The sequence below is a fragment of the Candidatus Tisiphia endosymbiont of Nedyus quadrimaculatus genome (assembly GCF_964059235.1).
In the GTDB taxonomy this organism is placed as follows: Bacteria; Pseudomonadota; Alphaproteobacteria; order Rickettsiales; family Rickettsiaceae; genus Tisiphia.
In genome coordinates, this window is record NZ_OZ060452.1 from 1416036 (window position 1) to 1429625 (window position 13590).

The following is a 13590-nucleotide window of genomic DNA, read 5'->3' on the forward strand; positions in this document are numbered from 1 at the left end:
TTTTTTGTGTAATCGCACCTACAGACACCACAATCGTCATTGCGAGGAGCAGCAGCGACGTGGCAATCTTTATGCAGTATTACGCCTCACTTTACTAGATCGCCACGGCACCTAAAGGGGCCTCGCGATGACGATTATACAAAAAATGTAGGGTATTATGCTCTCCTGCTCTTAACTGCTTTGTTTTTATTATAGTAAGATTAAGCCAAATCACGTTACTTCTTTTCCATTAATCCTTTCCAAGCAAATTTTTTCCGTCACTGTTTTTAACTTCTTTACTCGATCAATAAGGTAAAGTAGCTGTTCTTTAGTTATTTTATAATCTTTGTTATAGCGAGCTTCAATATAAGCCTGTTCAAGTAATCTAAAACATTGCCTTTGCTCAACGCTAGAATGAGGAAATATCTGCCATAATTCTTCATTGTAATTTCCGGCTATACTACCTAATTTTCTTATATCGTGTAGTTTAGGTTTATAGCCAGAAAAGACTAACAGGATAGCATTATAAAAACACTCAGTAGCTTGGTGAACTAAAAAGGCTGATAAAGGATATTCCCCCCTTTTTATTGGGTATTTACATTCAATAAAAAAACCTGTGCCTCTTGCAAACCAGTATTCATAATCTTCTTTAGCTATCTCTCTTCTTTCTCCCCAGGGTAAGTTTTTAGCTTCCACCAGCTGAAACTCACCACTATCATATAAAAGAATTCCTTCTTTTTTTATATCAGAAAAGAAATAATGCCCCTTCTCTAACTGACTATTTACCGTCTTGATTGATTCTAGCACCAAAGTTACCCATAACTCAAAAGGACTTCTTAATGATTTTTTTTTCCAACCTTTTTTCTATTTTATCTTCTATGGATAAGCCGGCAAGACGGGCATGTTTGCCTTTCTTCATCACCAACATAAGATCGAGATCACTTTGATAACTATAAGTAATGTGTCCTTTTTTATATTCATCTTGTACCCAATCTCCCCTAGCATAAGAACCAAATAAAATAATCATCGCTATCTTATCTTTTCCAACTACTAAGATTTCTTTTACAATCTCATCAAGCTTTTCTTGAATTATCATAGAACGGCTAGGTAAGGTAGTTTTCATATACATTTATCGTCATATTTTGAGAATATATTAACCTCATTTCGATATAAGAATTATTAATTCTTATATCGAAATGGCTTTGTCATAAGGAAAAATGCACTCTTGAAGCGGCTGACGCAAATGCATTTTAACTTTTTTCATCATTCAATATGTGATTTTAATAATTAAAATCACATATTGAATGGAGTGTTATATAATTTTACCGAATTAGTATGTTTTAGCATAAACTTGTTGATATATATCAAAGCCGGCTGGATTTAGCTTATAATCAATTTCTGCTTGCTCTAAATGTTTCAATGTTTTAATGCAATCTTCTAAGTTAACCTTATTTAGAGCTTGCTTAAAACTTGGCACATATTTATAGAAAATTGGTGGAGATAGTGATTTTATAGCCATATCTATATTAACACCCATTGCTAATTTATTCAATACGGTGTATAGATTTAGATAATACCTGATTAATGCTCTGATAATTAGCACTTCATTAATATTTTGTTGTTTTAGTTTGGTGAATTCTTGTAAAAAATTATCAAGATTTCCTGAGGAGAAATAAACGCATAAATTATCCCCATTCCCTGTAAAATCATCACTAACTACAGCTAGTGCATCATCCAAGGTGATTTGATCTTTATCAAATGTAAAATATATTAACTTATTGATTTCATTAACTAGTGTTTGATGGTCACCTTTTAAACGAGCTGTTAAATAGTTAACAGTATCTTCACTTATAACCTTACCAACACTGTTACATTTTTGTAAAATTATCTTAGTAATTTTGTGTTCATCATCGTGGTAGCAAGCTAGAGAAGCCAAATAAGTTTCAGTTTCAAAAAACTTACGTATACTAGAAGTAGCTGATAATTCATCAGCAATAAAAACTAAGAAATGCAATGAGTCTTTACCAAGAGCCAGTTTTAAAGATTTATCTATAGACTCGCCAACTGACCTTACTATAATCAATTGTTTTTGCATAAAGAAATTTTGGGTATTAACTAACGTCTCGAGCGAGCGATTTTTAATTTCAGAATATTCTATAGAGGTTTTTAATAAGTCAAATTTCTTCACTAAACTCTTACAAACTTTATCAATATACCCTTTATCTGGACCATAAAGCAACAGAGCCTTAATTTGTCCATTTTCTACCTTATCAAGTAGCTGAATGATTTGTGATAGATAAAGCTTCATCTTTAATTCTATTTTGTTAAAACGAACTGATTCTTTTTGGTAATTTTGTCGTCAAAATTTGCTTCCGTTCCTCACAGACATATAAGTATGCTGCGGTACTCAGCTACATTTTTCCTAAAAATTCCTCAAAAATTATTCAGTTCGTAGGCACTCTCTTAAAATATAAAATTAATCTCGCTAGGATCTCATCTGCCCCTTGTTTTGTAAGATCTTTCAATGCTACCTCTTCATCTATATAGCTATGATATGGTAAAGAAGCTGTACTATAAGAGGTTATATGACTAAATGTTCCTGTTGTCACTTCTTGATTAGTAACAATATCAACTAACCTATATTGAACAGTTTGACTGATTGTTTCTCTTAACACATCAGAATTCTTTTGAAGAATAAGTGGTAAAGTTTTGTTGGTAAATTTTACCTTTAATAAATATTTTGTTGTAGCTGTTGTAGAATTTGGTAAAATACTAGATAAATAGTAACAAAATTCTGCACCTTCAATAGATGCTATTGGCTCAATTTCAATGCTACTTAATTGGCTTAATTCCTGCGTGTTATATTTATTACTATATACAGGTTTTAAACTACAAGAGGTACATAAAAATAAGTAAGCAAGAGCTAATAATAAATTTGAACGTACCATTTTCAACTATTAGTTACCTCCTGAGATTGTCCACTATCATTGTCATCTACCTTACGTTTATTATAGTTACGTACTCTAGAGGGGCGAGAATAATTTGATTTTTTCTCAATATATTTACGGCTTGACTTATTGGTGTCAAGGTCATTATCTCCGTTATCCGATTCATTTACCACTACTGGTTTATTAGTTTCTTGAATAGAATCAATTACCTCTTTATCAATTTTTTCTATACCTTTATTTGATTCACTACTAGTTTCTAATTTATCAGGTATTTTCCATTTTTGCTTCTTCTTGTTAGGAGCAGGAGTCTCTTTAGTACTCTTTTCTTCTTGATAATTAGAGGACTGATTCTGAATTAATGGCTTATTACCAGCTTCTATATGGCTAGATTTCTTCGGCAATTTTATTTTTTCAATTGAATAATTATCAGAAGTGGCAGAAGGATCAACGTGGAATTTTAACTTTAAATTATATTTTTCTTCAATTAGAGATATTTCTGAACGTTTATTATTCAGTAAATAGATAACTGAATGAATATTAGCAAAAATATTTACTAAATCAATATTTTCATTAAAAATTTCATTTTCTACCGTGCGTAGAATCAACATAGCATTTGACTCATCTGCCCTAACAAGACCCTTACCGTTACAATATGAACAAATCGATGAATTTGATTCCAAAAATGATGGTCTTAATCTTTGACGAGACATCTCAAGCAAACCAAATTGGCTAATATGAGCAGTTTGAATTCTTGCACGATCTCTACTTAGAAATTCCTTAAAAGACCTCTCGACAATCCTACGATTTCTAGCCTCATACATATCGATAAAATCAATAACCACTAAGCCTGATAAATCTCTTAATTTAATTTGCCTAGCAATTTCTCTAGCAGCTTCTAAGTTGGTCTTTAATGCCGTTTCTTCAATATTTTTTTCAGAAGTTGCTTTTCCTGAATTAACATCAATTGAAATAAGTGCTTCTGTTGGATTTATCACTATATAACCACCAGAAGGTAAAGCAAAAACTGGTTGGTATAGTTTTGCTAGTTGTTCCTCAACAGCAAATTTTGTAAAAATTGGCACCTTATTTTTGTATTCTTTGAGCTTAGCCAAATCAATAGGTAATATATCCTTCATGAATTTCACAGCATTTTGATAAGCCCCACTACCTTGTATTATCAACTCTTTAACAGTATGATCACACATATCTCTTATGACTTTTTGAATTAGGCCATCTTCTTCATGTATAAAACAGGGAGCTACAGATTTAAGAGTACTCTCCCTAATTTTATTCCATAATCTTGCTAAATAATCATAATCTCTTTTTATGTCTAAAGTAGTACAGCCAGCACCAGCTGTACGAATTATGATACTTGACCCACTACTGTTATTATTTGCAGTTATGTTACTGACTATATTCTTAAGCCTTTTTCGCTCATCAGCATTGGATATCTTACGCGATACACCATTCTGCAATGGAGTATTAGCCATCAGAACGCAATACTTTCCCGCAAGAGATATAAAGGTTGTAAATGATGCACCTTTATTAGCTCTTTCCTCCTTTGTAACTTGAACAAGCATAACTTGTCCTTTTTTTATTACTTCTTGAATTTTGTATTGCTTTTGTTTATTGTCTTCTTCTCTATCACTTTTGTCTACACTTATTGTTTCAATGTCATTATCTAGGACATCTAAATTAAATTCCACCTGAATTTTTTCGTCCACTAATCTTTCTATGGCATTTAAATCAATTTCTTCACTATCTATTATCGGATTATAATCCCTCTTTGTTTCAGATTCTACAAAATCATCTTGGGTAATATCTAAAAGAGAAATTTCTTGTAATTTATTTATAGAAGTCAAAGATTTAAGATCAGATACTGGTATATTATAATAATATGGATGAATTTCATTGAAAGGTAAAAATCCGCTTTTGTCCGGACCATAATCTATAAAGGCAGCCTGCAACGCTGGCTCAACTCTTATAACTTTTGCAAGATATATATTACCTTTGATTTGTTGTTTTATGGCTGTTTCATATTCAATATCCTCGATATTGTTACTATGATTCAGTAAAACCACCCTTGTTTCATTAGGGAAGTTAGCATCAACTATAATTTTTTTACTCATTAATTTTTTACTCGTAAATTTCTAGGTATATCTCTAAGCTCCGTAAATTAGCAATATTAGAGAATATTATAACAAATTTAAAACTTAATATTAAGTTTTTATGAGAAAACATTTAACAAGTACATTAACCTAACAAATAACTAAAAAACTCTACTTAACCTAAATTCGATATAACATAATACTAGTATGGTATTTACAGGATCAAAAACGATGTCATTCCTAGCTAAAAGCAGGAATCCAAAAAATAACCTGCAAAGGTTATTATATATTATAGATTCCGCTACCTGTGCGGGAATGACATACTAGTGATCCATAGACGTATCGGTGTCAACTTAACCAATCTAGGTAGCACCCCCATCAGGGTTGATGGCATTCCTAGCTAAAAGCGAAAATCCATGATACCTAACAGTCATTCAGGCTGTTTTTTGGATTCTGCAGCGAAGCGGGATGACATCGATAACTATTATACCTACTTGGTTATATAATATTTTATTAATGGTCAAAATAATAAATTAATTAGACAAATCATAATGAGTGATATAATGTACTTTTGGTTATATAAAAACCTCTTAAACGCCTCTCAACTAACAAATTTATATACGATGTAATCTAGTTTAGCAAACAATTATTTATGACCCAAAATAATCATTTAAAAACAGTTTTGCTATTGTTTCTTAGCGTATTTCTTTTTGCATGTATCACTTACATCAATGCACTTATAATGCCAAGTTTTCTGCTAAGTAAAGGCTTATCAGGGGAGCAACTAGACCATATCGAATCAATCGAAATGTTAGGTTATATAATAGCCGGTTTATTCTTAACCCCATTAATTAACAAAATCAGCGATAACAAAACTACTATTGTTAGCTTAATCTTACTTATAATAGGCATGTTAAACCTAATTATGATTAAGGATTACACCATTCTTAAAATCAATTTTATTGTAATGGCATCTGCCTACTACACTTACATAACCACAACTATCATCAAAATAGTAGAGTTAACCAATAACTATAAATATTATAAATATTTTGCTCTTATTATCTTTTCTTTGTTATGGATAGCTGGACAGTTTACCGTTGATTTACTAACTGTATTTCTAGAATCAGCTATAAATGGGTTATTATTATGCACATTACTTTATAGCTTCATTATTATAACTTGCTTACAAAGAGAGAATATTAATAAAAATACAACTTTAGTTTCTAGATTTTCATTCTTAATTGAGAATATAGAATTACAGGTCCTAACAGGCTTTATGGTATCTTATATTACTTTCGATATATTGTGGTATTATGAAGAATTTGCCTTAGAGAAAAACTTTCCTGTATCAAAGATAGACACTATTAGTCATTATACTCTTATAAGTATATTTTTCTTGATATCACCTGTTATTTTATCATTAAAAATAATCAATAAATATCTTGCGAACTTAATATTGATAATTATCCTCCTAGCCAGTTTTATTCTTTTACCATATTATGGAGTCACTTTAATAGGTAACATCTATCTCCTTTCTATAATTGGTGTATGTTTATGTGCTATTTTTATTTGTAATATATTAATATTATCCGGTAAATTTGAAGCACAAGATTTGAGAACCGCACTGGCAATATATTTCACTATGTGTGCTATTGGTATTTATTCTGGAGCTTTATCTTCTTATATATCCCATGGACTCTATGATGGGCAGGGTTTTCTATTTTCTACATATAGTGTTGTTGGAACTTTTGTACTTTATTATTCTTGGTATTTTTTTAAACGAAAGTTATACAGATTTCCTACTTAAAGCGATTAAATAAACCTCTACTGACTCTTTACGACTAGAAGATGGTTTAAAATGCTTGAACTTATGAAAATTAAGTTTAACTCTGTTTAGCACATTATTCTCCGTACCACCTCGAAAAATTTTAGCAATAAAATGCCCCCCCGGCCTTAAAACTTTTAAGGCAAAGTCAATCGCATGCTCACATAAGTCAAGAGTCCGAATATGGTCAGTTGTTGCATGACCCGTCGTGTTAGCAGCCATATCACTCATTACCACATCAGCACTACCATCAAGCATCTTTATAATAATCTCTTTGGTATCTTCAGCATAAAAGTCTTTTTGTAAGCAATGCACACCAATAATTGGCTCGATATCAAGCAAATCAACTGCAATTATCGTGCTATTATTGCCAGCCGATTCATCAGATTTAATAATTTTGCTAGCTACTTGACTCCATCCACCTGGTGCAGCACCTAAATCGACTAATTTCATCCCTGGTTTTAACAGATTAAATTTTTCATGGATTTCCAGCAACTTATAAGCTGACCTAGATCTATAACCGTCAAGCTTTGCTTTAGAAACATATGGATCATTTAATTGACGCGAGAGCCACTGTTTTGACGAATTTTTACGCTTTTTTGTAGTTTTAACGGCAACAAATTTACCTCTAAACCCTAATATATTAGATGTCATGACACATGATCTCGCTAGATTTTTTAGCAATTCTATCCAATACAGAATTAACAAAACCAACTTCGTTCTCATTCAACATATCACTTGTAATGTCGGTGAATTCATTAATTACCACTTTACTTGGAACATTTGGAAGAAATTGTAATTCACAAATTGCCACACGCAAGAGAGCAAGAAGCAGAATAGGTAAGCTGGTAATTTGCCATTCCGATGTCAAATGCCTTGATATCATCTTATCAATTTGAGGTAAATTTACAACTACAGACTTTACTAACAATTCAAAATAACTTATACTTAACTTCACTTTTATTGGTTTATTGAAATTGGTTGTTAAATCATTAGCTACTCGTTCATCTTGATAGAATTGAACAATTTGCTGCATAATCCGGTCTATGTTTTGATCAGGACTCTCCGGTTTATACTGATAAATTGCCTGTACCGCAGCAATACGTGCTATCGTTTTGGTACTAATCTTGGTTGAGGTCATAAAAATTTTTGATATATTTGTAACAAAATTTAATCTAATTACTCGATAATCAAGTTTTTTAGAATTATTAAAAAATACGTCATTGCGAGAAGCCGCTGAAAGCGGCGACGCGGCAATCTAGGATACGCGAAGCGTACTAGAAAAAACAGCTTCGCTGTTTACCTGGATCGCGAGGCATCTAAAGATGCCTCGCGATGACGGTTAAGGAAAAACTTGATTATCGAGTATTAGCTATAGCAAAAAAGCATAACTTAGTAAACCTATTTAAAAAATAATGAGTTGTATGTTATCAATATTCGGATTTATTCTAACAATCAGCTTATTAGTCTTTATTCATGAGTTTGGTCATTATTACATAGCTAAAATATTTGGAGTAAAGGTTGAGGAATTCTCGATAGGTTTTGGTAAGGAACTCTTCTCTAAAATAGACAAAGATGGCGTAAAATGGAAAATTTGCACCCTACCCTTCGGTGGTTACGTTAAAATTTATGGATTTGACTCTGCAACACTTAAAAATACCCAAGATAATAGACCTCTAGCTTTTCTTAGCAAGCCTCTATGGGTTCAATTCTTAATTATAGCTGCTGGACCTATAGCTAATTACTTGTTAGCCATCATCATATTCACAACTATTTATTGTTTTCATGGTCAAGTAGAGATACCTCCTATAATTGGTGAAGTGGTGGCTAATTCACCCGCTGAATTAGCTGGGCTTATAGAAAATGATAAAGTTATTATGATTGGCACTAATAAAATTAATAGTTTTGTCGATTTACAGAGAAATATATTCATGAGCGGGACTAAACCCATCAATCTTTTAGTTGAAAGGCATGATGAGATTATTGATATTGTTATAACTCCAAAGGAGATTAGTCAAAAACTGGATAATCAACCTGAGATAAAAAGACCTTATATAGGAGTTATTGCTAAGAATGAACCTATTTTTATAAAAATGAATATTTTTCAAAGTATCTATCAAGGATCGAAAGATGTTATTTATATTTCCAACTTAATTTTAAGAAACTTTGGACAAATGCTGATGGGTACAAGATCTTTAAATGAGATGGGAGGACCAATTGCTATTGCTAAGGAGTCAGGGAAATCTTTAGAACAAGGGGTAGCAAATTTTGCACTATTTGTAGCCATGATATCAATTAATCTAGGTTTACTTAATTTGTTACCGATTCCAGTTCTTGATGGTGGACATTTAATGTTCATAATATATCAAATAATTTTTGGAAAAACACTTAGTGGGGCAATAAAAAATGTTATACTAAGACTAGGTATGGGGATAATTATTTTTCTTATTGTAATTTCCCTGTCAAATGATATAAAAAACTTAGTATTTTAAATAATTAAGTTAACCGAGATTTATTTCTTGGTCTAGTAGAAATAGGTAATTTATTCCTGTTCAGTATGACTTATAAAACCAAACAAAAGAAGGTTCTTGTGAAAACAAACGTCAAATCAACTATTAAACTAGCTATTTTGGCAACAACTGTTTTATATAATACATCAGCTTTATCGGCTGAGTATATTAAAAAAATAACTATTCAAGGTAATAAAATAATCGAAAACTCGACTATTGAAAATTACTTAAAGCTTCAAGTAGGAGAAGAATATACTTCATCCAAAGGAGATGAAGCAATCAAAAACCTTTACTCAACGTCTTTGTTTGAAAATATAAGTATTACACTAGTCAATGGTGGCAATTTGATAGTTACTGTATCAGAAACTCCGTTTATTACTAAAATAGTGTTTACAGGTAATTCTAAAATCAAAACATCTTCATTATCGAAAGAATTGCTTACCAGGTCTGGTGAATCAATGAGTTTAGCATCAATCCAACTAGATGTGGAAAAAATTAAAGAACTCTACAAACGTTCAGGTCGTTTCTCTACAACCGTAACGCCAAAAATTGAGAGGCTTGAAAATGACAGAGTAAAAGTTACTTTTGATATTGCAGAAGGACCTAAAACAACTGTTAAACAAATCTATTTCAGTGGAAATAATAATTACCGTAGTACAGAACTACAATCTGTTATCCTAACAAAACAGTCAAAATGGTTTAACTTTTTAGAAACAAATGATACCTACGATCCAGACCGCTTAGAGTATGATAAAGAATTGTTAAAGGAATTCTATCAGTCAGTAGGATTTGCCGATTTTCGTGTTATTTCTGTTACAGCAGAACTCAATCCAACCAAAGAATATTTTACCATCACTTACTCTATTGAAGAAGGGGCAAAATATAATTTTGGCAACATTACTATTGACAATAAATTACCTAATATTGATATAAATGAAATTAAAAAATATATTAATGTTAAGTCGGGTGATACATTTAATATTAATAGTTTGAATAAAATAGCAAATAAAATCTCTTCACATTTTGCAAGTAAAGGTTATCCAGGAATTAATGTTTACCCTGATATAAGTAGTAAAAACCCTGATCATACTGCCGATATTAAATTCGTTATAGATAAGGCAGAAAAAGTATTTATTAATCAAATTAATATTACGAATAATCTAAAAACTGAAGATAAAGTTATTAGACGAGAATTTAAAATCTCTGAAGGAGATATATTTAACCGTTCTTATATAGAAAAAGGTAATCAGAATTTACGCAATTTGGATTATTTTGAAAAAGTACTTATTAGCGTTACACCAACAACACGAAAAGACAAATATGATATTAATATTGATGTTGAAGAAAAATCAACATCTTCAATTAGTTTTGATGCTGGCTATAACACAGCGGGAGGACCATTTGGACGTATATCATTTTTAGAACGCAATTTTATTGGTACTGGAAAAGTGTTAAATGCTGGAGTACAAGTAGGAAAAAAGAGTATTAGTTACTATGGTGGCATAACCGAACCTCATTTTCTTGATAAAGATTTATCGCTAGGTTTTAATGTTTTCAATAATTATAGCGGTCGTGGGACTTCATTTCTTTCACAAGTAGATCAAAATTATACGTTAAAATCTATAGGACTCAAAACTTCTCTTGGTTATGATATTGCGGAAGACTTAAGTCATGAAATTGACTATACTATTAAGAGAGATGTATTAAGCTCTCCAGGCAATTCAAGTTCTATATTCTTAACTGAACAGATGGGAAAATTTATCACATCCGCCATCGGACATACTATCACTTATGATCAGCTTGATAGTAGGATTATTCCTAAAAATGGTTATGTTATTAGCGGCACTCAGGAATTTGCTGGGGTTGGGGGTAATAATAAATATTTAAAACATGAACTAGACGGTAAATATTTTAAATCTTTTATCAATAATAAACTCACTTTAAAACTTTCAAGTAGTGTCGGTGATATTATGGGTGTAGGAGGTAAAACTGTAAGAATTTCTGATCGGTTTAATTTGGGTGATTATAGCCTTAGAGGATTTGCTGCTAGTGGAATAGGTCCTAGAGAAAAAACAACAAATGAAGGTCTTGGCGGAGAAAAATATTATACATTTTCAACAGAACTCAACTTTCCAACTGGTTTACCAGAAGATTTTAATTTGACTGGAGCTGTTTTTATGGATGCTGGTAGTCTTTGGGGTGTAGGATTAAATTCTAAAAGTATTTATAAATCTGATAGTTTTTATAATGATAAGTCACTTCGTGCTTCTGTTGGGGTGGGGTTTATATGGGTCACTCGCTTTGCCCCTATCAGAATGGATTGGGCTTGGCCAATTAAAAAGAGACCTTATGATGAAAAGCAAATTTTTCATCTAAAGTTTTCTACACATTTTTAATATTGTATGAGTTCGATGACATCCGAGGGTACAGGGATGACACCCTAGGCTATTAAACCGATATCTTACATCGAATTGAGGTTTTTTAGGGAAGCAAAGACGTGGTGTAATTAAAGAATATATAGAACTCAGGTGAAAGATAGGTATAGTTTGCCCCATAGTACCCTACATTTTTTATATAACCACTATTAAAATGTCTACTGATCGTCTATTAGCGAGGAGTCGCTGAAAGCGGCGACGCGGCAATCTAGGATATGCGAAGCGTACTAGAAAAAACAGCTTCGCTGTTTACCTAGATCGCCACGGCATCTAAAGAGCCTTGCTATGACGATTATAGAAAAATGTAGGGTACTATGAGTTTGCCCTATTACTCATTAAATTGTTCCTTAATAATTCGATTTTCAAGGCTATTTTTTTTATCAAATAGTAACTTTATCTTCTTGTTTTTTACAGATTTAATTAATACTGACTTAATATTATCAAACTCTTGAAAATCTGCAGCTGCATTTACTGGTCTTTTATTACTTTCTAAGATTTCAAACTTTATAGTAGTAGAAAATGGTAGTAACGCACCATGCCAGCGTCTTGGACGGAAAGGACAAATTGGTGTTAGGCATAATACGTTTGACTCAAGTGGCAAAATAGGACCTCCAGCAGATAAGTTGTACGCACTACTGCCAGCTGGGGTTGCAACCATTGCCCCATCGGCTACTAATTCACTCATACGCTCAACTTGATCAATTTCGATCCTAAATTTAGCAGCTTGGTTGGTTTTACGAAATATTGATACTTCATTAATAGCTAGGGCAGTATAGGTTTTATTGTCTATGCTTTTTGCTTGCATTTTTAAAGGGTATAAATGAGAAATTATAGATTCTTGTAAATTATCCATTAACTTTTCAACAATAACTGGATTCATTAAAAACCCAATATTACCAGAATTAATTCCATAAAAAGAAACATCAAGATGCATATAACGGTGTATCGCATGTAGTAATTCTCCGTCCCCTCCAACTACAACAATTATTTCTGCTTCTTCTACCTTACAAAACTTATAAACTAGTTCAAGCTGTCTAACTAGTTCTAATGATTTTGTAGAACTATTATAAACAATCGCAATTTTATTTAAATTAATTTTAGTTTTTGCCAACATAAATACAATAAATGATTAATTGTTAATATAACAACACAAGAAGCCAGTACATCACTTAAAAAATGTCCTCCCATTAATATACGACTTAGCCCAACTAATGTACCAAAAATCAATGTGATACTGTAAATTCTTGAGAAAAATATCAAAGGAGCAACATAAGCAAGACTAGTTAAGCTATACCCCATAGCTGCATGGCCTGATGAAAATGAGCAATTATGTAAACATTCATTAGAGATTGAGAAGGCTCTAGTAAAATTTTTTGTACCATTAAACTCTTTAATCTGCAGCGGACGAGCCCTACCAAAATTTTCTTTAAATATATAATTTACTAGTAGTCCAGGACCTATTGCTGTAGATAAAATTATATAAAAGCCCCCTGAAATAATAAGCCTATTAAAAGTTTTGTACTTAACAATTAAGTAAAGTAGGTATAATAATATTACTATAGTCAGTAGTTTACTTAATATTGGAATAACTTCAAATAATAATTGTACAATATTATTGTTACGATAGATAAATCCATTATTGCTGTCGTAGAATAATTTTGAGAAATCTATATCCAAATTAGGAAATAGTATAGTTAATAATAAAACTATACCAAAGGTGAATATACTAGTATAAACTAAATTAGTATTAATCATAGACTACAAGCCAAAAATAAGTTATAA

General features: G+C 31.6%; 12 protein-coding genes. 3 read left to right on the forward strand and 9 right to left on the reverse strand.

The features are described from left to right. Positions 1–210: 210 nt before the first annotated feature. The 5 genes from AB3211_RS06810 to AB3211_RS06830 all read right to left on the reverse strand — a co-directional run bounded on the left by AB3211_RS06810 (position 211) and on the right by AB3211_RS06830 (position 5056). Positions 211–786: a HEPN domain-containing protein gene (locus AB3211_RS06810; RefSeq protein ID WP_367364077.1), complete on the reverse strand. Its 576-nt coding sequence runs from the start codon at positions 784–786 to the stop codon at positions 211–213. Between the two features lie 16 nt (positions 787–802). Next, positions 803–1108 (reverse strand): hypothetical protein, encoded by a 306-nt coding sequence (locus AB3211_RS06815; RefSeq protein ID WP_367364078.1) that lies wholly within the window; start codon positions 1106–1108, stop codon positions 803–805. 201 nt (positions 1109–1309) lie between these two features. Beyond that, positions 1310–2287, reverse strand: a complete 978-nt coding sequence (gene holA / locus AB3211_RS06820) for a DNA polymerase III subunit delta (RefSeq protein WP_367364079.1) — start codon at positions 2285–2287, stop codon at positions 1310–1312. A 136-nt stretch (positions 2288–2423) separates the two neighbouring features. Beyond that, a complete protein-coding gene (locus AB3211_RS06825) occupies positions 2424–2927 on the reverse strand; it encodes a hypothetical protein (protein ID WP_367364080.1) in 504 nt (167 codons plus the stop codon). A 2-nt stretch (positions 2928–2929) separates the two neighbouring features. Continuing rightward, a complete protein-coding gene (locus AB3211_RS06830; RefSeq protein ID WP_367364081.1) occupies positions 2930–5056 on the reverse strand; it encodes a ribonuclease E/G in 2127 nt (708 codons plus the stop codon). Positions 5057–5687: 631 nt separating this feature from the next. Between AB3211_RS06830 and AB3211_RS06835 the strand changes: the two genes are divergently transcribed. Next, on the forward strand, positions 5688–6845 hold the full coding sequence (locus tag AB3211_RS06835) for a hypothetical protein (protein WP_367364082.1): 1158 nt from the start codon (positions 5688–5690) through the stop codon (positions 6843–6845). On the opposite strand, the gene AB3211_RS06840 is transcribed toward AB3211_RS06835, so the two are convergent. After that, a complete protein-coding gene (locus AB3211_RS06840; RefSeq protein ID WP_367364083.1) occupies positions 6825–7517 on the reverse strand; it encodes an RlmE family RNA methyltransferase in 693 nt (230 codons plus the stop codon). The genes AB3211_RS06835 and AB3211_RS06840 overlap by 21 nt on opposite strands. Continuing rightward, complete coding sequence (gene nusB, locus AB3211_RS06845; RefSeq protein ID WP_367364084.1) at positions 7507–8004, reverse strand: transcription antitermination factor NusB; 498 nt, start codon at positions 8002–8004, stop codon at positions 7507–7509. Before nusB ends, AB3211_RS06840 begins: the two co-directional genes overlap by 11 nt. A gap of 283 nt (positions 8005–8287) precedes the next feature. Between nusB and rseP the strand changes: the two genes are divergently transcribed. Together rseP and bamA are read left to right on the forward strand one after the other, a co-directional pair. Next, positions 8288–9355 (forward strand): RIP metalloprotease RseP, encoded by a 1068-nt coding sequence (rseP, locus tag AB3211_RS06850; RefSeq protein WP_367364085.1) that lies wholly within the window; start codon positions 8288–8290, stop codon positions 9353–9355. Between the two features lie 65 nt (positions 9356–9420). Further along, positions 9421–11769: an outer membrane protein assembly factor BamA gene (bamA, locus tag AB3211_RS06855; RefSeq protein ID WP_367364086.1), complete on the forward strand. Its 2349-nt coding sequence runs from the start codon at positions 9421–9423 to the stop codon at positions 11767–11769. Positions 11770–12136: 367 nt separating this feature from the next. On the opposite strand, the gene AB3211_RS06860 is transcribed toward bamA, so the two are convergent. Both AB3211_RS06860 and AB3211_RS06865 read right to left on the reverse strand, forming a co-directional pair. Further along, a complete protein-coding gene (locus AB3211_RS06860; RefSeq protein WP_367364838.1) occupies positions 12137–12904 on the reverse strand; it encodes an NAD kinase in 768 nt (255 codons plus the stop codon). Continuing rightward, positions 12895–13563 carry a phosphatase PAP2 family protein gene (locus AB3211_RS06865; protein ID WP_367364087.1) on the reverse strand — a complete coding sequence of 223 codons (669 nt, stop codon included), beginning with the start codon at positions 13561–13563 and terminating at the stop codon, positions 12895–12897. The genes AB3211_RS06860 and AB3211_RS06865 overlap by 10 nt, the downstream gene beginning before the upstream one ends. Positions 13564–13590 lie beyond the last annotated feature (27 nt).

What these genes read in the sequence shown, in the direction of transcription:
- AB3211_RS06815 (WP_367364078.1), bottom strand. Translation starts at nt 1,108, where the DNA reads ATGTATATGAAAACTACCTTACCTAGCCGTTCTATGATAATTCAAGAA.
- holA (WP_367364079.1), bottom strand. Translation starts at nt 2,287, where the DNA reads ATGAAGCTTTATCTATCACAAATCATTCAGCTACTTGATAAGGTAGAA.
- AB3211_RS06825 (WP_367364080.1), bottom strand. Translation starts at nt 2,927, where the DNA reads ATGGTACGTTCAAATTTATTATTAGCTCTTGCTTACTTATTTTTATGT.
- AB3211_RS06830 (WP_367364081.1), bottom strand. Translation starts at nt 5,056, where the DNA reads ATGAGTAAAAAAATTATAGTTGATGCTAACTTCCCTAATGAAACAAGG.
- AB3211_RS06835 (WP_367364082.1), top strand. Translation starts at nt 5,688, where the DNA reads ATGACCCAAAATAATCATTTAAAAACAGTTTTGCTATTGTTTCTTAGC.
- AB3211_RS06840 (WP_367364083.1), bottom strand. Translation starts at nt 7,517, where the DNA reads ATGACATCTAATATATTAGGGTTTAGAGGTAAATTTGTTGCCGTTAAA.
- nusB (WP_367364084.1), bottom strand. Translation starts at nt 8,004, where the DNA reads ATGACCTCAACCAAGATTAGTACCAAAACGATAGCACGTATTGCTGCG.
- rseP (WP_367364085.1), top strand. Translation starts at nt 8,288, where the DNA reads ATGTTATCAATATTCGGATTTATTCTAACAATCAGCTTATTAGTCTTT.
- bamA (WP_367364086.1), top strand. Translation starts at nt 9,421, where the DNA reads ATGACTTATAAAACCAAACAAAAGAAGGTTCTTGTGAAAACAAACGTC.
- AB3211_RS06865 (WP_367364087.1), bottom strand. Translation starts at nt 13,563, where the DNA reads ATGATTAATACTAATTTAGTTTATACTAGTATATTCACCTTTGGTATA.